Source organism: Streptomyces sp. NBC_00878 (assembly GCF_026341515.1).
Classification (GTDB): domain Bacteria; phylum Actinomycetota; class Actinomycetes; order Streptomycetales; family Streptomycetaceae; genus Streptomyces.
This window is the reverse complement of the sequence record NZ_JAPEOK010000001.1, coordinates 882,345-902,307: the sequence shown is the minus strand read 5'-3', so window position 1 is coordinate 902,307 and position 19,963 is coordinate 882,345. Positions and strand designations below refer to the sequence as shown.

Below are 19,963 nucleotides of genomic sequence, written 5' to 3'. Positions count from 1 at the left end.
CCGAGCCCAAGCAGAACGCAAGGCGCCGATCCTGTCACCGGACGATCACTGGGGACGCGGCCCTGGCGAAACCGGCCAGGTCCACGCAGCGGATCGTCGCCTTCGCCAGCCGCGCCCGCGCCGCTCACGCCGGGGCCTTGGCCGCTGGGTCGATCGCCTGAGGTCCGGTCGCTGATCCATGGGCGCCGTGTCCTGATCGCAGCAGTGACGATCTCACCTCGGTGAAGGGTCTCAGGAACACTCAGTCCCGGTCGCTCGGCGCCGCCTGGGCCTGCCAGCGGGCCCGTACCACCCCGTCGCTGTCAGGCATGACAGCGGTGAGCAGGGGCGCACGTTCACCGGCATACACGGACAGAAGCATCGCGGCACTGGCCTTGGTATCGGCACCGGATATCCGGGCGGTCAGCTCCGGGAACGCCTCCTCGTCAGCGACAGCGCTGTGGATCCGGCCGTCCTTGCCCTGCCAGACACACTCGACGAGGCCCTCGGCGGGAAGGGCACTGAGAACTGCGTCGACGTCGGAGGACAGGTCGGGCCACACGGCCAGCCGCGCGCGGGGAGCGAGCCCGGCGCGAACTGTGTCGATGGTGTCGAGGGCGAGATGGTGCCACCGCGAGGCGCCCTCAAGGTACATCTCCTCCAGAAGCCCGGCGCGGCCGGCGGCGACTGCCCGGCGGAGACGGGCCCAAAAATCCTCATCACCTGGCCGTTGGACGTCTTCCCCGTTGGCCTCCATGTCGTACGGGGAGGCGTCCAGCCGCTCCGGGAACAGCCCGAGCGCGCGGGTTTGTGTCAGCGCCTCCGCACAGAACCGGCGACTGCCGATGTAGAGGTACTGGTCCCACCCGACGTGCACAGCGAACGTCCCCTCCGCCTCCAGACGACACCAGACACCGCTGTCCCGCAGCATGAGCCGCACCAGCGCCAGCCCAATGGCGAGCGGCACCTCCGCTCCGTCGTAGACACCGGCAAGACCAGCCGGAAAGAGCCCCACAAGCCCCAAGCCGTCCAGGGGCCGCTCAACACTGAAGTGCGCGAGGGACGGAACCTGGGGCTCACGGACGGACAAGCGATCGACACCGGCCTCCACGGCGAACGCCTCGACCGCCCGAAGGTAGGCCGCCTCGACCTCACCGTGATCGCTGACGGTGTCCTCGGTGCCGGTGTAGTGCCCGCGCTCGTCACGGTCGACGGGGTCGTACTTGGTGACGCGATAGACGTAGGGAAGCTGCACGCCCCTATCTTCCAGCACGGCACTGACACCGCCCTCAGCCGTCAGCCCCAGTCCTCAGCCGAACACGATCCCGTACGCCTTCGTGCCCGTCAGGTTGTCGTAGACCACATCGCCGGTCGACCTCTTCCAGATTCTGATGCGGTAGGTGTCGGGGGAGTCGGTGATGGTGATGCGGAAGGCGTAGCCGCCGGTGCCGTTGAGCGTGCCTGAGCCCTGGTACTGGGCTTCCTTGCGGGTGACGACCAGCCAGTCCGAGGCGGTGGAGCGGAACTTCACCCTGCCCGCCGCGTAGTCGAAGGTCGCGTTGCCGACGGGTACGGTGTCGCTCGCCTTCCTGTACGCGGCGCCGAACGAGAAGCCCGCCAGCCCCGTCAGCTTGGGCTTGGCCGGGTACGCGCCCGCTGGGGACGAGATGACTCCGACCCCGGCGATCGGACCCGCCGCGCGGTCGTAGACGACCAGCTCCGGCAACTGGGTGCTGTCCTTGCCGCCGTCGTCGTCGGTGACCGTGATCACCGGACGGTGGATGCCCGCCTTCTTGTACGTGTGCGTCGCCTCGCAGCCCGCGCTCGTGACGGTGCCCGTGGACGCCTCGGTGCCGTCCTCCCAGTCGACCTTGCACGTCTGGGAGTCGTCGGACCCCAGGTCGGTGAACAGGGCCTTGACGGCCGAGCTACTGCCGACCGACACGGGGGCGCTCGGCCCCGTCGCCGACGTGATCACCGGCGCCGCGTTGTCCACGGTCACGGTGAGCGTGTCACTGCTGCGACCCCCGGTCAGTGTCACCTCGTACGTACCGTCGTCGGCGCAGGTGATGGAGGTGAGGACTGCGTCGGGGTCGGCGAAGGTGCAGGGTGAACCGTCCTCGACCGTCCACCGGGGCTTGCCCGCGCCGGAGATGGTGCCGGTGACCGGGATCGCGCTCCCCTCGGTGCCCATCGCGTCCGGACCCGCCCGGACGATGGTGACCGGGTCGATGCTCGACAGCGTCGGCACGACCTTCCTGATCAAGCCGTCGGCGTCGAACTCCAGCTTGTCGATGGTCGTTTCGCGGTTCATGCCGTCGCCGCCGGGGATCGCGAAGCGGTGGTAGGCGATGTACCAGTCGTCGGTGTTCGGCACCTTCACCACCGAGTGGTGGCCCGGGCCCTTGATGCCCAGGGACAGGTCCTTCTCCAGGATCACGCCCCGCTTGGTCCAGGGGCCCGTGGGAGAGGCGCCGGTCGCGTAGGCGACGCGGTAGTTCTCGTCCCGGGTGTCGTTCTCCGACCACATGAAGTAGTAGGTGCCCTCGCGCTTGATGACGAAGGTGCCCTCGTTGTAGCCACTGGGAGTCATGTCGGTGACCTGCGACGCGTCGAAAGTCACCATGTCGTCGTTCAGGGGGACGACATACGCCCTGCCGTTGCCCCAGTACAGGTACGACGTGCCGTCGTCGTCCGTGAAGACCGCCGGGTCGATCATCTGGCCCGGGTACAGGCCCGCCTTCAGCAGCGGTTTGCCCAGCGCGTCCTTGAACGGGCCCGTGGGCGAGTCGGACACCGCGACACCTATGTTCGCGTCGGCGCAGAAGTAGAAGTAGTACTTGCCGTTCCGCTCCTCGATCGCCGGGGCCCAGGCCCTGCTGTCGGCCCAGCTGACGTCCGGACCCAGGTCGAGGATGACGCCGTGGTCCTCCCAGTGCACCAGGTCCTTCGACGAGTACGCCTTGAACCGCGTGCCGCTCCAGCCCGGGAAGCCGTCCGTGGTCGGGTAGATGTAGAAGGTGTCGCCGAACCGTGTGATGTTCGGGTCGGCGTTCAGCCCCGGCAGCACTGGGCTCTTCATCTCCAGGGCCCGGACCGTCCAGGTGCGCTTCCTGCCGTCCGAGCCGGTCACCTCGTACGTCACCGGCTCGGTGAAGTCGTGCAGCGAGCCTGACGCGGGGCTGATCGACGCCCCGTGGGCGAGGCCGAACTCCGGTGCCAGGGCCGTGACATCACTGCCGGCCGTGAGCGGAAGCGTGATCCTGCCGGCCGCGTCGTCGATGATCGCGTCGACCTTCAGTGCCGGGTGGGTCGCCGAGGCGATCCCTGTGGTGTTCCCGCTCAGCTCCAGGACCTCGGCGGGCGACAGCGCCCGGTTGTAGATCCGGAAGTCGTCGACCTCGCCGCCGAAGTACGGGTCGGGGGAGTAGAGCGACCTGCCGATGTAGCCGGAGTAGCCCTTCGACGCGTCGTACAGCTCGGACGGCTTGATGGTGACCCCGGTCGCCCGCGCCGCCTCGACGCCGTCCACGTAGAGGACCGCCGTCTCGGTCGCGCCGTTCACCGTCACGGTGACGTGCTGCCACTCACCGGGGGTGAGCTGCGAGCCGCCGATCATCTGCTTCTCGCCCGACCAAGTGGCCTTCGTGATCGCGGAGAAGAGCTTGCCGCCGCCGTTGGACGGAGTGGCGAAGAGGTACTTGTCGCTGTCCGGGCCCAGACCGAACAGCCACTGGAAGTTGTCCCCGCCCTTCCACTTGGCGTACGTGGAGACGGTGACGCTGTCGGCGTCCTTCAGTACGCCGTTCGGGATCCGCACGTACGGAGAGGTGGTCGAGCTGCTCGGGCCGCCGGTCATCCTGAACGAGCCGCCGTCCACGCCGGTCCCGAAGTCGGGCGTACGGACGTACGTGCCGTGGTAGCCATGGCCGCTGGAGTCACGGGCGATGCTGCCGGTCGTCTCGTCGAAGCCGTAGTGCAGGAGCAGGTCGGCGGGCACCTCGGGGCCCTCCGCCGAGACCGTGACCTCGGCCTCGACCTTGAGGGCGGCTCCGTCCGGCAGGCTGCCCTTCACCGTGAACGTGCCTGCCTGCGCGTACGCCGACGCCGGGACCTCGTCCCAGGTGACGGAGACAGGGCGCTTGACCCCATCCGCGTACTCGGCGATGACCGTGCCCGGCAGGACCGGGGCGTCACCGATGCCCGTCGTCACCTTGACGTCCTCGACCGACTCGACGATCTGGTCCGGCTGGTACGCCTTCAACAGCCGGTCGTACTCGGCCTGCGTGACCGGAAGTACCGTGCCGTGGCGCGGTCTTGACGGCAGGTCATATCCCGTGGACGGGGTCCAGTTGCCCGAGGCGAGGTTCGTCGTCTCGAAAGGGATGTAGCCGCGCCCGCCGAACTCGTCCAGGAACGCGTACCACTTCTCCTCGGTGTTCGACTTGAACACCAGCGGTCCCTCGGCGGCGCTCATCGCGCCCTTGCCGATGCCCTCGGCCACGAAGTCCCAGGACTCGTCGAGGATCGAGTCGCTCTTCTCCTGGAAGATGAACTTGCTGTTGGGGGTCGACGAGGAGTTGTTCCGCTCGTCCTTCGACAGACGGTAGTAGGTGTCACCCTGCTTGGTCATCGTCGAGTCGATGACCGAGTAACCGCGGTCGATCCACACCTCGGGCTCGCTGAAGGTGCGGAAGTCGCGGGTGGTCGCGTACATCATGCGGTTGTACGTGTCGCCCGAGTGCTCGGGGTTGTCGTACAGCTTCGACGCCCAGAAGACGACGTACGAGCCGAGCTGCTCGTCGTAGAACGCCTCGGGCGCCCAGGTGTTGCCGGCCGAGTCGGGGGAGACCTTGACCAGTCGCTGGTCGGTCCAGTGGACCAGGTCGGTGGACTCCCAGACCATGATGGACCTGCTGCCGGTGCGCTGCGCCGCGTCCCAGTTGCCATTGCCGTAGATCCGCAGGTCGGTGGCAATCTGGTAGAACTTGTCGCCCTCGGGGGAGCGGATGATGAACGGGTCGCGCAGGCCCTTCTGGCCGAGCGTGGAGGTCAGGACGGGCCTGCCGTCGTTCAACTCCCGCCATTTCAGCGGGTCGTTGCCCTTGCTGAGGGCCGCGTAGAGCTGCTCGCCGTCCGAGGTGCCCTCGCCGGTGAAGTAGCTGAACATATAGCCCTTGAGGGGTGCCTCGGTGGGGAGTTCGGGCACCTTCGCGGTGAGGACGCGGGTTGCCCGCGCGTCGCCCTTGGTGATGGTCGCGGTCAGCTCGACGGTCGTGCCGCCCTCGCCGTGCGCCGGGCGGTGGACGACGCCGTCGGCGGAGACGACGTCCGGCTTCGCGGAGGTCCAGCCGACCTTCGTGCCGTACGAACCGGTCGTCGGCAGAGTGATGTTGCCGCGTACGTCGTCGAGGTTGTCGACCTTCAGCGCCTCGGCGGCCTGCTCGGTGGCCGTGGCGTCGTCGAACGCGGGCGGGACTGTGATGTCGAAGGACTTGGTGTCGGTCACCGACCCCTTCTTCAGGGTCGCGGTGAGTTTCGCGTGGCCGTCCGGCTCCCCGGCGGCGGGGCGGGTGACGGCACCCGAGTCCGACACCACCGAGGGGGTGTCGGACTTCCAGCCGATCGTGGAGCCGCCCGCCGTGCCCGTGGTCGGCAGGGTCAGGTCCGTGACGACGGCGCTCGTGTCGCCGAGGGTGAGGGCGGTCTTGTCATCGGCGACTCCCTGCGTGGCGACGGGGAGGGAGAGCTGCTCGACCTCCGAGTCGGCCAACGCCCGGTCGTAGACCCGGAAGTCGCGGACGCTGCCCTTGAAGAGCTTGTCGCCCGGGTACACCGATTTGCCGATGTAGTTGGCGGTCGTGGTGCCGGAGCCGATGGAGCCGGGTGTGATGGTGACCGCCGTGTTGCGGGCCACCTCGACGCCGTCCTCGTACAGGACGCCGGTGGTGCCCGTCTGGGTGTACGTGACCTGCTTCCACACCGCGCGGGTCATGGCGCGGGCGGGGGAGGGCTGGGTGGTCTGCTCCGTCGACCAGTTGCCGGAGGCGATGGAGGTCCGGAAGGTGCTGCCGGTGGTGAACAGGTAGCCGTTGCCCGCCGAGCCGCTCGTGTTGCCGAAGCCGTAGATGAAGTACGGGGTGCTCTGCGCGGAGTCGACCTTCACGTCCATCGAGACGGAGATCGAGTCCATGCCGCTCATGATGTTGTCCGGCACCTTGACGTAGGTGTCGGAGCCGTTGAAAGAGAGCCCCTCACCGGCGTCCGACCAGGTGGCGGTGCCGATCACCGTGCCGGTCCGGCCGTTGCCGGAGGCGTCGGCCACCGTGGTGCCGGAGGCGGCGTCGAGCTTGTACCAGAGGGCCAGACCGTCGGTGATGTCCGCGCTCTCCGCGCTGTCTGCACTGTCTGCCGCGCGGGCGGAGGTGACGGGCCCGGCGAGCCCGAAAAGCAGTGATGCCGCGGTCAGTCCGGCGAGTCCTTCTGCCCAACGTCTCGCACGGCTGCGGGGTCTCGGGAGATGCATCGTTTCCACTTCCTCTGCTGAGACATGCTGGAAGGTCCGGAAGGAACGGACCGGAAGGAAGGACCGCGAGGTCTCAGCAGCGGGCTGCGCCGTTTCGCGTGTGTGACGTCGCGTTGCGAGAGTGTGAAGCGGCGTGAACGGGGGCGTCAAGGGGTTCCGAACAATGTCCGGCTGGTCGAACGGCCGGAGGTTCCTCGTAACTCCCGTGGGTCCGTGCCGCGTTGGGGTTTTACGTCACGGAAAGCCGACTGGAACCAAACGCGTCAGAAGCGTTGACGCGTACCCCGCGCGTACCTATCTTCTGGTCGAAGTTACGTACGCCGTACGGGATTTCGAACGTCACGAACGTCGTGTTCATCGGAAGGGGATCCACTGTGTTCCGTGTCCGTCACTGGTGCTCCCTCGTGGCCGCGCTGCTCGTGATGCTGGCGTCCGTCGCCGCGCAGCCCGCCACCGCCGCGGAGGGGCGGCCGTACACGAACCCGGTCAAGGCGCAGAAGGGCGCCGACCCCTGGCTGGAGTACTACAACGGCAACTACTACCTGGTCACCACGTCGTTCACCGGTGTGCTGACCATGCGGAAGTCGCCGACCCTGGCCGGGCTGTCCGTGGCCCCGAGCGTCCAGGTGTGGAGCGACACGACATCCACCCGCAACACCAACTTCTGGGCTCCGGAACTGCACTTCTTCGACGGGCACTGGTATTTGTACTACTCCGCGGGGCAGGGCGGTGTCGCCTGCTGCGACTCCCAGCGCACCTACGTGTTGGAGAGCGCGGGCACCGATCCGATGGGTCCGTACACCTTCAAGAACCAGCTCACCGGGTCCAACCTCAACCCCGGCGGCTGGCTCATCGACGCCAGCGTCCTGAAGCAGGGCAACAACCTGTACCTGGTCGGCAGCGGCTTCATCAACGGCAGTACGCAGAGCCTGGTCATCGCGCCGATGAGCAACCCGTACACGCTGAGCAGTTCCGCCTTCAGCGTCATCTCCAGCCCGACGCTGAGCTGGGAGACCTCGGGCGGCGCTGTCAACGAGGGGCCCGAGCCGCTGTACCACGACGGCCGCACCTTCCTCACCTTCTCCGCCAGCCACTGCCAGACCGCGGACTACAAACTCGGCCAGCTCGAACTGACCGGCACCAACCCGCTGTTGGCGTCCTCCTGGACGAAGAAGCAGACCCCCGTCTTCCAGCGCAATGACGCGGCGGGTGTCTACGGGCCTGGCCACAACGGGTTCTTCACCTCGCCCGACGGCACCGAGAACTGGATCGTCTACCACGGCAACAACACCGCGAACGGCGGCTGCGGCAACGGCCGGACGACCCGCGCCCAGAAGTTCACCTGGAACGCGGACGGCACGCCGAACTTCGGAACCCCGGTCGCCCTCGGCACCACACTCCCCGGCCCGGCAGGCGAGACCGCGGTGACCCCGACGGCGTACACCCTGGTGAACCGCAACAGCGGCAAGTGCCTGGACGTCGCCGGCGGCAGCACCGCGGACGGCGCCAACATCTTCCAGTGGACCTGCACCGGCGGCGCCAACCAGAAGTGGCGGATCGAGGACCAGGGCAACGACACCAGCCGGCTGGTGAACGTGGCCACCGGCAAGGTGATGGACACCGCCGGGTGTGCCGCCGCCGACGGTACCGACATCGCCCAGTGGTCCTGGCTGAACAACAACTGCCAGAAGTACCGCCTCGTGTACACCGCGACCGGCGACTACGTGCGGATCGTCAACGAGAGCACCGGCAAGGTCGCCGACGTCGCCAACTGCGGTACGGGTGACGGCGCCGACGTACGCCAGTGGACCTGGCTCAACAACGCCTGCCAGCAGTGGCAGTTCAAGCCCACGACCTGACCGACGACCTGACAGGCGCGCGTCCGGCTCGACCGACGCTTTCGACGTGATGGAGAGGAACTCAGTGAGACGCACGATCGCAAGAGTGCTCACGGCACTGCTCGCCACCCTGGCCGCGCTGACCTCCGGCATCGCCGAGGCCGCCGCCCCCGCCTCGCCCGCCGTCACCTTCACCAACCCCGTCGCCGAACAGCGCGCCGATCCGCACATCTTCAAGCACACGGACGGCTACTACTACTTCACGGCGACCGTGCCCGCGTACGACAGGATCGTGATGCGGCGGGCCACCACCCTCCAGGGGCTGGCCACGGCCGCCGAGACGACGATCTGGACGAAACACGCCAGTGGTGAGATGGGCGCGCACATCTGGGCGCCGGAGATCCACTTCATCGACGGCAAGTGGTACGTCTACTTCGCCGCCGGTGCCTCGGGCGACATCTGGAAGATCCGGCCGTACGTCCTGGAGACCAGCGCCGCCAATCCGCTCACCGGGACCTGGACCGAGAAGGGCCGGATCGCCCTGCCACTGGACACCTTCTCGCTCGACGCGACGACCTTCACCGTCGGCGGGACCCGCTATCTGAGCTGGGCGCAGAACGACCCGGCGGTCGGCACCGGAACCAGCGTCTACCTCGCCCCGATGTCCAACCCCTGGACCATCAGCGGCACTCCGGCGCGGATCTCGACCCCGACGCTCTCCTGGGAGATCGTGGGCCACCGCGTCAACGAAGGACCGGCCGTCATCCAGCGGAACGGCAAGGTCTTCATGACCTTTTCGGCCAGCGCCACCGACGCCAACTACTGCCTCGGCCTGCTGACCGCCAACGCCACCGCCGACCTGATGAACCCGGCCTCCTGGACGAAGACCCAGACTCCGGTCTTCAAGAGCAACGACGCGACCGGCCAGTACGGCCCCGGCCACAACACCTTCACCACGTCCGAGGACGGAAAGTCCGACGTCCTCGTCTACCACGACCGCAACTACAAGGACATCAGCGGCGACCCGCTGGGCGACCCCAACCGCCGTACGCGCTACCAGAAGCTGTACTGGAACGCCGACGGCACCCCCAACTTCGGTATCCCGGTGGCCGACGGCGTCACCCCGGTCCGCTTCTCCTCGTACAACTTCCCCGACCGGTTCATCCGGCACTGGGAGTACCGGGCGAAGATCGAGCCGAACGTGACCAACCTCGCCGACTCCCAGTTCCGCGTGGTGACCGGCCTCGCCGGCAGCGGGACCGTCTCCCTGGAATCGGCGAACTTCCCCGGCTACTACCTCCGCCACCGGAGCAACGGTGAGGTCTGGGTGGACAAGAGCGATGGGAGTACGGCCTTCAAGAGCGACGCGAGCTTCTATCGGCGGGCGGGGCTGGCCGACGCGTCCGCGGGCATTTCGTTCGAGTCGTACAACGTCGCGGGCAGTTACCTCCGGCACTACAACTACCTGCTCTACACCCAGCCCGCCGACACGACGACGGCCAGGGCGGACGCGACGTTCTACGCCGAGTAGGCGGAGGCGGCGGCCCCGTCCGCTGCGGGGCGCCGCCGGACCGCCGGTCAGATTGCGCGGACCAGTGGAATCCGCATCGTGAACGTCGTCGTGCCCGGGCGGCTCGTCAGTTCGATGGTGCCGCCGTGGGCCCGCACCAGTGACCGCGCGACCGCGAGGCCGAGGCCGCTGCCTCCGCGGTCGCGGCTGCGCGCCTTGTCGATGCGGAAGAAGCGGTCGAAGACGCGCTCCTGGTCGGCGGCCGGAACGCCGGGACCGGAGTCCGTCACCCGCACCACGGCCACCCCGGACGCGACGGACACCTCCGTGGACACCTTCGTACCCGCCGGGGTGTGCACGGCGGCGTTGGTGAGCAGGTTGTCCAGGACCTGCCGGATGCGCAGGGCGTCGATGCGCAGCCGCACCGGCTCGGGACCGGCCGTCACGGTCAGCGGATGGTCCGGCCGGGCCGCGCGGAAGGCGTCCCCGGCCTGGCGCACCAGCTCCACCAGGTCCGCGTCCTCCAGCCGCAGCGGCGTCTCCACCTCGGCGGCGTCCAGCCGGGCGAGCAGCAGCAGGTCGTCGAGGAGCACGCCCATCCTGGCCGCCTCGGCACGCAGCCGGGCCAGGTGCTTCTCCCGTTCCTCGGGTTCGTTGGCCGCCGCGTACTGGAAGAGGTCCGCGTAGCCGCGTACCGACATCAGGGGCGTACGCAGCTCGTGCGAGGCGTCCGCGACGAAACGGCGCAGCCGCTGTTCCGCCTCCGTGCGGACGGCCAGCGAGTCGTCGATGTGCTCCAGCATGGTGTTGAAGGCGGTGCGCAGCTCCTCGACCTCCGGGCCGCCGTTGCCGCGGTCGGCGCGCACCGGCAGGCGCGCCGAGTCGGTGAAGTCGTGCGAGGTGATGCCGCGGGCCGTGTGCGCCATGTCGCTGAGCGGCTTCAGGCCCCGCCGCAGCACCGCACGGCCGAACACCACGAGCCCCACCAGCGCCAGGGCGAAGGCGACGACCTGGACCGTGGTCAGCTGGTCCATGGTGTCCTCGATGTCGTCCATGGGCGCCGCGGTGACCAGCACCACCCCGGGTTCGGGCTCGCAGGCACGCAGCCGGTACATGCCCTCGCCCTTGATGTGCGTGGTGCGGAAGACGGGGTCGTCGCCCGAGTCCCGCACCGCCTGGGCGACGGCGGCGAGTTCGTCGGCGTCCGCCGGCACGTCGGCGGGCTCGCGGAGTACGGCCCGGCCGGCCGAGACCTCGTACGAGGCGGTGTACCAGCCGTAGTACGGCTTGCCCTGCACGGTGCCGTACGCCTCGACGTCCTTGGACTGGGTGAGCTGGACGAGCTTCATCTGGTCGTTGAGCTGGCGCTCCAGGTAGTCCCGCATGGACATCGAGAGCGACGCCCCGACCACGGCGAACACGAGCAGCGAGAGCACGCCCATGCCCAGGGCCAGCCGGGTGCCCAGCCGCAGCCTGCGGTAGGTCTCCCGGAAGCGGCGGATCACTCGGAGACCTGCCGCACCACGTACCCGACGCCGCGCACGGTGTGGATGAGCGGCGCCTCGTCCTCGTCGCTGCCGTCGAGCTTGCGGCGCAGCCGGCTGACGACCAGCTCCACCACGTTCGACCGGCCGCCGAAGCCGTACTCCCAGACATGGTCGAGGATCTGCGCCTTGGTGAGCACGGTCGGCGACTTCCGCATCAGATAGCGGAGCACCTCGTACTCGGTCGGGGTGAGCGTCAGCAGCCGGTCACCGCGGCGCACCTCGCGCGTGTCCTCGTCCATCGTCAGGTCGGCGACGCTCAGCACCGACCGCTGGAAGGCCGGTCCCGCGCTGCGGCGCAGCACGGTCCGCAGCCGGGCCATGAGCTCCTCCACCGCGAACGGCTTCACCAGATAGTCGTCGCCGCCCCTGGTCAGGCCCGCGACCCGGTCGGCCACGCCGTCCCGCGCGGTCAGGAACACCACGGGCACCATCGTCCCGGACAGCCGCAGCCGGTCGAGCACGGCGAAGCCGTCGAGTCCGGGCAGCATCAGGTCGAGCACCACGATGTCGGGATGGAACTCGGCGGCCCGGTTCAGCGCCTCCTCGCCGGAGTTCGCGGTGACCGCCTCCCAGCCCTCGTAGCGGGCGACCGTCGCGACCAGGTCGGCGATGGGCGGGTCGTCGTCCACGACGAGAAGTCGTACTTTTTCCACGTGCCCATAGTGCTTCACGCGCCTCCTGACGCCATAGCCGCGGGCCTGTCTACTTCATATCGATAAAAACTTGAAAGTTGACCGACAGGAAAACGACAGCCCCCGCCAGGCAGGCTCGGAGTCCCAGGACCCGATCTAGGAGTTGCCGTCCGTGACTACTGTCCAGACGACCGTTCCGCCGCCTTCCGCGGCTGTGCGCCCCAAGGTGGTGGCCCGTGCCGGCCTGTACGGCGTGCTGGCCGTGAACGTGGGCGTGGTGACCGTGTTCTTCGTGCAGGCAGGCTTCGCCTCGAACACCCTCATCGTGGTGGGCCGGCTGCTCGGCCTGTACGGCGCGCTCCTCATGGCCTTCCAGCTGCTGCTGGTCGCCCGGCTGCCCTGGCTCGACCGCCGCATCGGCATGGATCGGCTGACCTCCTGGCACCGCTGGGTCGGCTTCGGCCTGCTGTGGACGCTGCTGGGCCACGCCGTGTTCATCACGTTCGGTTACGCCGACTCCTCCGGCCTGGATCCGGTGAACCAGCTGGTGGACCTCGCCGAGACCGTCGAGGGCGTGCTGCGCGCCATCGTCGCGCTGGTGCTGATCCTCGTGATCGGCGGCGTCTCGGCCCGCTTCGCCCGCCGCCGACTGGCCTACGAGACGTGGCACTTCATCCACCTCTACACGTACCTCGCGGTCGTGCTGGCGTTCACGCACCAGGTCGCGGTGGGTACGACCTTCACCGCGTCGTCCCTGGCCACGGCGTACTGGTACGGCGTGTGGGGCGTGGCGCTCGGCGCCGTGGCCCTGGGCCGGCTGGTGCTGCCGCTGTGGCGGAACATGCGCCACCAGCTGCGGGTCTCGGCCGTGGTGCCCGAGTCCGACAACGTCGTGTCGATCTACATGACGGGGCGCGACCTGGACCGGCTGCCGGCGCGCGCGGGCCAGTTCTTCCTGTGGCGGTTCCTGACCAAGGACCGGTGGTGGCAGGCAAACCCGTTCTCGCTGTCGGCGGCGCCGGACGGCCGGACGCTGCGGCTCACCGCCAAGACGGCGGGTGACGGCACCGCGGCCCTGCGGCACCTGAAGGTGGGCACGCGGGTCTTCGCCGAGGGCCCGTACGGCGCCTTCACCGCGATGCATCGCACCCGGCCGGAGTCCGTGCTCATCGCCGGCGGTGTGGGCGTCACCCCCATCCGGGCCCTGCTGGAGGAGGTGGAAGGGCACGCGGTGGTCATCTACCGGGTGTCCACGGACCGGGACGCGGTCCTCTTCGACGAGCTGCGGGAACTCGCCCAGGCCAAGGGCGCCGAGCTGCACCTGGTGTCCGGGCCGGTCAGCCCCGACAAGCTGGCGCCGCACGAGCTCGTACGGCTCGTGCCGGACATCGGCGACCGGGACGTCTTCCTGTGCGGGCCGCCGCCGATGATGAACGCGGTGCTCGGCAGTCTGCGCGAGCTGAACGTGCCCAAGCAGCAGATCCACTTCGAGCGCTTCAGCCTGGCGGGATGAGAGAGACACCGTGAAACGAGCCATTCCTGTCCTGGTCCTGACCGTCGCGGGTCTGATCCCGGTCTGGCGCTACGCGCCCTCGACCGACACGTCGTCCACCACGGAGGTCGCCGAACCCGCCTCGACACCTTCCACGTCCACTTCCGGCGGTACCTCGAACCAGGTCGTCGCCGGTTCGACCATCAAGACCGAGAAGGGCCCCGTCCAGGTCGAGGTGACCTTCGACGGAGACAAGATCAGCTCCGTACGGATGCTGCAGCAGCCGAACCACCCGCAGACCAAGGCCGCGGTCCCGAAGCTGATCGCGGAGACGCTGGCGGCGCAGAGCGCCGACATCGACGCGGTGTCCGGCGCCACGATCACCAGTGAGGGGTACGTCGAGTCCCTCCAGGCCGCCATCGACGCGAAGCCGGCATCTTCCTCGTCCTCGTCCTCCTCGTCCTCGCCGTCCGCCTCGGCCGCCGCCTCCCAGGTCGTCGCGGGTCCGACCGTCGACACCGAGAAGGGTGCCGTGCAGGTCGAGGTGACCTTCGAGGGCGACGAGATCAGCTCCGTACGGATGCTGCAGCAGCCGAACCACCCGCAGACCAAGGCCGCCGTGCCGAAGCTGATCGCGGAGACGCTCACGGCGCAGAGCGCCGACATCGACGCGGTGTCCGGCGCCACGATCACGAGCGAGGGGTACGTCGAGTCCCTCCAGGCCGCCATCGACTCGAAGGGCTGATCGCGATGCCAAGGGCTGAAGAAGTGCGCCGGGTCGAGCACATCATGGGGCTGCCGATCTCCCTGCGGATCGAAGACGCCGACCGCGATGGCGCCGACCGCGACGGCGGTGACCTTCACGGGGGTGACTCCGACGGGAGCGCTTCCATGGCGGCGGACCGGGTGTTCGCGTGGCTGCGAGAGGTCGACGCGAACTTCAGCCCCTTCATCGCCGACAGCGAGGTGTCGAGGCTGGGCAGGGGAGAGCTCGAACCTCATGAGCTCAGCCCCGATCTCGTCGAGGTCCTCGACCTGTGCGAGGAGTACCGGGTTGCGAGCGGGGGCGCGTTCCAGGTACGGCTGCCCGGCCGCGGCCTCGACCCGTGCGCGATGGTCAAGGGCTGGGCGGTCCAGCGGGCGGCGGAGCTGCTGCTCGCCGAGGGCGTCACGACGTTCTGCCTGAACGCCGGCGGCGATGTGGTCTCCGCGGGCCGGCCGTGGCGGGTGGGAGTGCGCCACCCGGAACAGGCCGACCGGCTGTGCGCGGTCCTGGAGATCACCGACGGCGCGGTGGCGACCTCCGGGCGGTACGAGCGCGGTGACCACATCCTCGACGGCCGCACCGGACGTCCGGCGACCGGACTGCTCAGTCTGACCGTCGTGGCCCCGTCCCTGACCGAGGCGGACGCGACGGCGACCGCGGCGTTCGCGATGGGCGCGGACGGGATCGACTGGGCCGCCGCGCGCGAAAGCTGCGAGGTGTTCGCGGTGGACGCCGAGCGCCGCGTCTTCCGCACGTCGGGGTTCCCCGTCGCCGCCTGATCGCGGGGAACGGTTGGGGGAACCGCTCGTACGAACTACTGAGGGCCCTGGTATCCGCAACCGCGGGTGCCAGGGCCCTCGTTGGTGTGCCCGTGCCATATGGGGAACAAATTTGTTGACAATCTTGTTCGTCTAGATTTAGGTTCGACAGGCACTCACTCAGGGGGCACACATGGCGAAACAAGCCCGTCCGAGCACCGGAGAGCAGGCCAGGCAGCACGCGCTCGCGCAGCTGCGGCAGGCGATCCTGCGCGGCGAGATGGCACCGGCCCAGCGGCTGGTGGAGAACGAACTCGCCGAGCAGTTCGGTGTGACACGGGCCAGTGTCCGGGCGGCACTGATCGAGCTGGAGTCGGAGGGCCTGGTCGAGCGGATCCGCAACCGCGGCTCGCGGGTGCGGGTGGTGACCGTCGAGGAAGCGGTCGCCATCACCGAGTGCCGCATGGCCCTCGAAGGGCTGTGCGCGGCCAAGGCGGCAGCCGCGGTCACGGACGAGCAGCTGACCCGGCTGGTCGACGTGGGCGAGGCGATGTCCAAGGCCGTCGCCGACGGCGAGCCGGTGACCTACTCCGACCTCAACCACGAACTGCACGCCCTCATCAGGCAGTTCTCCGGCCAGCAGACGGCCGTGGAACTGCTGGAGCGGCTCAACGGGCAGCTGGTGCGCCACCGTTTCCAGCTCGCGCTGAGGCCGGGGCGGCCACAGAAGTCCCTGGGTGAGCATCTGGCCATGATCGAGGCGATCAGGGCCCGGGACCCGAAGGCGGCCGAAGCAGCCGTCCGCGCCCACCTCGCGGGAGTGATCGACGCGTTGCGCGAGTGACACCGCGCGGTGGGCCAACTGGCCTGTCCAGCAAGGCGAGTGAGCCGAAGGGGCGCGCCGGTGTCGAGAGCGATGGGGGTCCCCCCGCTCATGGGGGTCCCCCCGCTCGAGCGAAGCCGAGAGTGGGGGAGAAGCCGAGAGTGGGGGAGCGCGGAGGCCCGACGAAGGAGGGGCGAGCACGGTCGTGCTCTCGACACCGGCTGTAGCGCCCCGGAGGTGAACCGAGCCTGAAATAAGGAGTGATTGCATCTATGACGCATGGCAACGCGCCTGATACTCCATCCTCGACGCTCCCCACCCCACCGCCCCCCACCCCACGATCCACCCTCGTCATCACCGCACACGCCGGGGACTTCGTGTGGCGGGCGGGCGGCGCCATCGCCCTCGCCGCCGCCCGTGGCGAGAAGGTCACCATCGCGTGCCTGACCTACGGCGAGCGCGGTGAGTCCGCGAAGGCGTGGCGCGAGGGCAGGTCGCTGGAGGAGATCAAGGGGATACGCCGCGCGGAGGCCGAGGCGGCCGCCGCCACGCTCGGCGCCGAGGTCGTCTTCTTCGACGCCGGCGACTACCCCCTGACCGTCACCCCCGAGCTGACGGACCGGCTGGTGGTCGTCTACCGCGAGGCACAGCCGGACATCGTCCTCACCCACCCGCTGGACGATCCGTACAACGGCGACCACCCGGCGGCGGCCCGGATGGCCCTGGACGCGCGCGTACTCGCCCAGGCCATCGGCTACCCGGCCGAGGGGCAGATCATCGGTGCCCCGCCGGTGTTCTTCTTCGAGCCCCACCAGCCCGAGATGTGCGGCTTCAAGCCGGAGGTCCTCCTCGACATCTCCGAGGTGTGGGAGACCAAGCGCAAGGCCATGGAGTGCCTGGCCGCCCAGCGCCACCTGTGGGACTACTACACCGACCTCGCCGTCCGCCGAGGTGTGCAGCTCAAGCGCAACGCGGGCCCCAACCTCGGCCTGCCGCACACCACTTACGCCGAGGCGTACATGCGCCCGTACCCGCAGGTCACGGGGGTGCTGGCATGAGCGGCCTGATCGTCACCAACCCGCCGAAGGCGCCAGAGAAGGACGTCGAGGCGCTGGCCGGGTACGGCGTGGCCACCGTGCACGAGGCGCTCGGCCGCACCGGCCTTCTCGGCAGCGGCCTGCGTCCGATCCAGCAGGGCGTACGGGTCGCGGGCACCGCCGTCACCGTGCTGAGCTGGCCCGGCGACAACCTCATGATCCACGCGGCGGTGGAACAGTGCGGCGAGGGCGACCTCCTCGTCGTCACCACCACCTCGCCCTCCACGGACGGCATGTTCGGCGAACTGTTCGCCACCGCGCTGCGACGCCGTGGCGTACGCGGCCTGGTGACCGGCGCCGGCGTGCGGGACACCGAGGAACTGCGTGCGATGGGCTTCCCCGTCTGGGCGGCGGCCGTGTCCGCGCAGGGCACCGTGAAGGCCACCGGCGGATCGGTCAACGTACCCGTGGTCCTCGGTGGACAGAGCGTCCGGCCCGGTGACGTGATCCTCGCCGACGACGACGGTGTGATGGTCGTGCCCCGCGAGCGGTCCGGCGAGGCCGTCGAGGCGTCCGCCGCGCGCACGGCGAAGGAAGAGGCCACCAGGGCCGCGTTCACCGAGGGCCAACTCGGCCTGGACCGCTATGGGTTGCGCGAGACCCTGGCACGCCTGGGCGTGCGCTACCAGCCGTACGAGGAGTACCGGCGGGAACTGGGGGAGCGGCAGGACCCGGGTGACGGAGCGGGCTCGTGACCGGGCCTGTGACCGGGCCCGAGGAGGTGCGCTGCATGCTCATGCGCGGCGGCACCTCCAAGGGTGCCTACTTCCTGGCCCGGGACCTGCCCGCCGAACCCGCCCCGCGCGACGACCTGTTGCTGCGTGTCATGGGCAGCCCCGACCCGCACCAGATCGACGGTCTGGGCGGGGCGCACCCCCTGACCAGCAAGGTGGCGGTGGTCTCCGCCTCGACCGACCCCGAGGCGGAGGTCGACTATCTCTTCCTCCAAGTCGGCGTCGGAACACCTGAAGTGAGTGACCGTCAGAACTGCGGGAACCTCCTCGCCGGGGTCGGCCCCTTCGCCGTCGAACGCGGACTGGTCGCCGCCGGAGAGGGCCGTACGTGGGTGCGGATCCGCATGCTCAACACCGGAGACCTCGCCGTCGCGTCGTTCCCCACTCCGGAGGGTCGCGTCGACTACACCGGCTCCGCCGAGATCTCCGGGGTGCCGGGGGCCGCGGCGCCGGTGGTCATCGAGTTCCCGCAGGGCGGCAGTCCGCTGCTGCCGACCGGCCGGGTGCGTGACGTGATCGCCGACACACCGGTGACCTGCGTGGACAACGGCATGCCGACCGTGCTGATAGCCGCGTCCTCGCTCGGCGTCACCGGCTACGAGACCCCCGCCGCCCTGGAGCAGGACCAGGCCCTCGCCGAACGGCTCCGGGAGATCCGGCTGGCGGCCGGAAAGCTGATGGGGCTCGGTGACGTCACGGGCACCACCGTGCCCAAACTCAGCCTGCTGGCACCGCCGTTGGACGGCGGCGCGGTCATGACCCGCACCTTCATCCCGGTGCGCTGCCACACCTCGATCGGGGTCTTGGGCGCCGCGAGCGTCGCCGCCGGACTGCGCATCGAGGGCGGCGTCGGACGGCAGGTGGCACGCCCGCCGACCCATGGGGACCGGGTGCGCATCGAGCACCCCACCGGATTCCTCGACATAGAAACGACCATCGCGTACGACGAACCGGGCGTCGCATCGAGTGCTGTGTCGAAGGCTGCTACGGGCGCCACCTCGAGTCTCGCTTCGGGCGCTGCCCCGGGCGCCGTCCCGGTGGCCCGGCGCACCGCCGTCGTCCGTACCGCACGCAAGATCTTCGACGGCACGGTCTTTCCCCGGCCTGCCTGAGCCGTATCACACCCCTGAGGAGGCCCCATGGCCCCGCCGCTCGGCGATATCGCCCACCTCGGGCACGTCGAACTGCTCACCCCCGACCTGGACGCCAGCGTCCGGTTCTTCACCGACTACCTCGGCCTGACCGAGAACGGCCGTTCCGGAGACTCCGTCTACCTGCGGACCTGGGACGACTACGAGCACCACAGCCTGACCCTGACCGCCCACGCGACGTCCGGGATCCGCCGCACCGCCCTGCGCGCCTCCAGCGAGGAAGCGCTCCAGCGCCGGGTCAAGGAGATCGAGAACGACGGCCGCACGGGCCGCTGGACCGAGGACGAGCCGGGCCTCGGCCCGCTGTACGTCACCACCGACCCCGACGGCCATGAACTCGCCCTCTACTGGGAGAGCGAGTGGTACCAGGCACCGGACGAGCTGAAGCCCGGCCTGAAGAACCAGCCACAGGCCAAGCCCGGCCACGGCGTGGGCGTACGCCGCCTGGACCACGTCAACTTCCTCGCCGCCGATGTCGCGTCCAACGGAGACTTCGTTCACGAGGTGCTCGGTGCCCGCCCCACCGAGCAGATCCAGCTCAACAGCGGGAAGATCGCCGCCCAGTGGCTGACCTTCAGCAGCAAGTCGTACGACATCGTCTACACCGAGGACTGGACCGGCTCCCGCGGACGCCTGCACCACATCGCGTTCGCCACGGACACCCGTGAGGACATCCTGCGGGCGGCCGATCTCGCCCTGGACACCGGTGTGTTCATCGAGACCGGCCCGCACAAGCACGCCATCCAGCAGACGTTCTTCCTGTACGTCTACGAGCCCGGCGGCAACCGCGTCGAGCTGTGCAACCCGCTCACCCGCCTCGTCCTGGCGCCCGACTGGCCGCTGATCACCTGGACCGAGGACGAGCGGAAGAAGGGCCAGGCCTGGGGCCTGAAGACCATCGAGTCCTTCCACACCCACGGAACACCGCCGGTCGGCTGACACCGGCATCCCCGTTGCTCTTCGCGGGCGGCACGCCTCTGCCGTGTGCCGCCCGGCCGTCCTTCAGCGCTCCCTCCGCGGTCCCGCGCGGTCCCTCGGCCCACGAGCGTATCGGTACTCATCCAGACAAACCGAGCCACCTCACCCGCCCCAAGAATTGTCAACAATCTC

14 protein-coding genes are annotated in these 19,963 nt (G+C 69.2%); 10 read left to right on the top strand and 4 right to left on the bottom strand.

Translation table 11 applies throughout. From position 1 onward, the window contains the following. Positions 1-241: 241 nt before the first annotated feature. Positions 242-1,234, bottom strand: a complete 993-nt coding sequence (locus OHA11_RS03630; RefSeq protein WP_266491879.1) for an RNA-binding protein — start codon at positions 1,232-1,234, stop codon at positions 242-244. A gap of 54 nt (positions 1,235-1,288) precedes the next feature. Continuing rightward, the gene (locus OHA11_RS03625) at positions 1,289-6,505 is read right to left on the bottom strand and encodes a family 43 glycosylhydrolase (protein WP_266491877.1); all 5,217 of its coding nucleotides are present in this window, start codon (positions 6,503-6,505) and stop codon (positions 1,289-1,291) included. 422 nt (positions 6,506-6,927) lie between these two features. Here OHA11_RS03625 and OHA11_RS03620 point away from each other — a divergent pair, with 422 nt between their 5' ends. Beyond that, positions 6,928-8,364: a family 43 glycosylhydrolase gene (locus tag OHA11_RS03620; RefSeq protein ID WP_266506914.1), complete on the top strand. Its 1,437-nt coding sequence runs from the start codon at positions 6,928-6,930 to the stop codon at positions 8,362-8,364. Between the two features lie 64 nt (positions 8,365-8,428). Beyond that, positions 8,429-9,874, top strand: coding sequence for a family 43 glycosylhydrolase (locus tag OHA11_RS03615; RefSeq protein WP_266491875.1), 1,446 nt, complete (start codon positions 8,429-8,431; stop codon positions 9,872-9,874). Positions 9,875-9,921: 47 nt separating this feature from the next. On the opposite strand, the gene OHA11_RS03610 is transcribed toward OHA11_RS03615, so the two are convergent. Both OHA11_RS03610 and OHA11_RS03605 read right to left on the bottom strand, forming a co-directional pair. Beyond that, positions 9,922-11,358, bottom strand: coding sequence for a HAMP domain-containing sensor histidine kinase (locus OHA11_RS03610; RefSeq protein WP_266491873.1), 1,437 nt, complete (start codon positions 11,356-11,358; stop codon positions 9,922-9,924). Next, the gene (locus tag OHA11_RS03605; RefSeq protein WP_266491871.1) at positions 11,355-12,053 is read right to left on the bottom strand and encodes a response regulator transcription factor; all 699 of its coding nucleotides are present in this window, start codon (positions 12,051-12,053) and stop codon (positions 11,355-11,357) included. The genes OHA11_RS03610 and OHA11_RS03605 overlap by 4 nt, the downstream gene beginning before the upstream one ends. A gap of 151 nt (positions 12,054-12,204) precedes the next feature. On the opposite strand from OHA11_RS03605, the gene OHA11_RS03600 reads away from it, so the two are divergent. The 8 genes from OHA11_RS03600 (at position 12,205) to OHA11_RS03565 (ending at position 19,792) form a co-directional block, all read left to right on the top strand. Next, positions 12,205-13,545, top strand: a complete 1,341-nt coding sequence (locus OHA11_RS03600) for a ferredoxin reductase family protein (RefSeq protein ID WP_266491868.1) — start codon at positions 12,205-12,207, stop codon at positions 13,543-13,545. 10 nt (positions 13,546-13,555) lie between these two features. Further along, the gene (locus OHA11_RS03595) at positions 13,556-14,269 is read left to right on the top strand and encodes an FMN-binding protein (RefSeq protein WP_266491866.1); all 714 of its coding nucleotides are present in this window, start codon (positions 13,556-13,558) and stop codon (positions 14,267-14,269) included. A 23-nt stretch (positions 14,270-14,292) separates the two neighbouring features. Continuing rightward, positions 14,293-15,069 (top strand): FAD:protein FMN transferase, encoded by a 777-nt coding sequence (locus OHA11_RS03590; RefSeq protein ID WP_266506912.1) that lies wholly within the window; start codon positions 14,293-14,295, stop codon positions 15,067-15,069. Positions 15,070-15,241: 172 nt separating this feature from the next. After that, positions 15,242-15,892 carry a GntR family transcriptional regulator gene (locus tag OHA11_RS03585; RefSeq protein WP_266491865.1) on the top strand — a complete coding sequence of 217 codons (651 nt, stop codon included), beginning with the start codon at positions 15,242-15,244 and terminating at the stop codon, positions 15,890-15,892. Positions 15,893-16,143: 251 nt separating this feature from the next. Next, entirely contained in the window at positions 16,144-16,929 is a 786-nt protein-coding gene (locus tag OHA11_RS03580) for a PIG-L deacetylase family protein (RefSeq protein WP_266491862.1), read from the top strand. Further along, positions 16,926-17,663, top strand: a complete 738-nt coding sequence (locus OHA11_RS03575; RefSeq protein WP_266491861.1) for a 4-carboxy-4-hydroxy-2-oxoadipate aldolase/oxaloacetate decarboxylase — start codon at positions 16,926-16,928, stop codon at positions 17,661-17,663. The genes OHA11_RS03580 and OHA11_RS03575 overlap by 4 nt, the downstream gene beginning before the upstream one ends. Positions 17,664-17,671: 8 nt before the next feature. Next, complete coding sequence (locus OHA11_RS03570) at positions 17,672-18,814, top strand: 4-oxalomesaconate tautomerase (protein WP_266506910.1); 1,143 nt, start codon at positions 17,672-17,674, stop codon at positions 18,812-18,814. Positions 18,815-18,841: 27 nt separating this feature from the next. After that, positions 18,842-19,792, top strand: coding sequence for a catechol 2,3-dioxygenase (locus tag OHA11_RS03565; protein WP_266491860.1), 951 nt, complete (start codon positions 18,842-18,844; stop codon positions 19,790-19,792). The last annotated feature ends 171 nt before the right edge of the window (positions 19,793-19,963 follow it).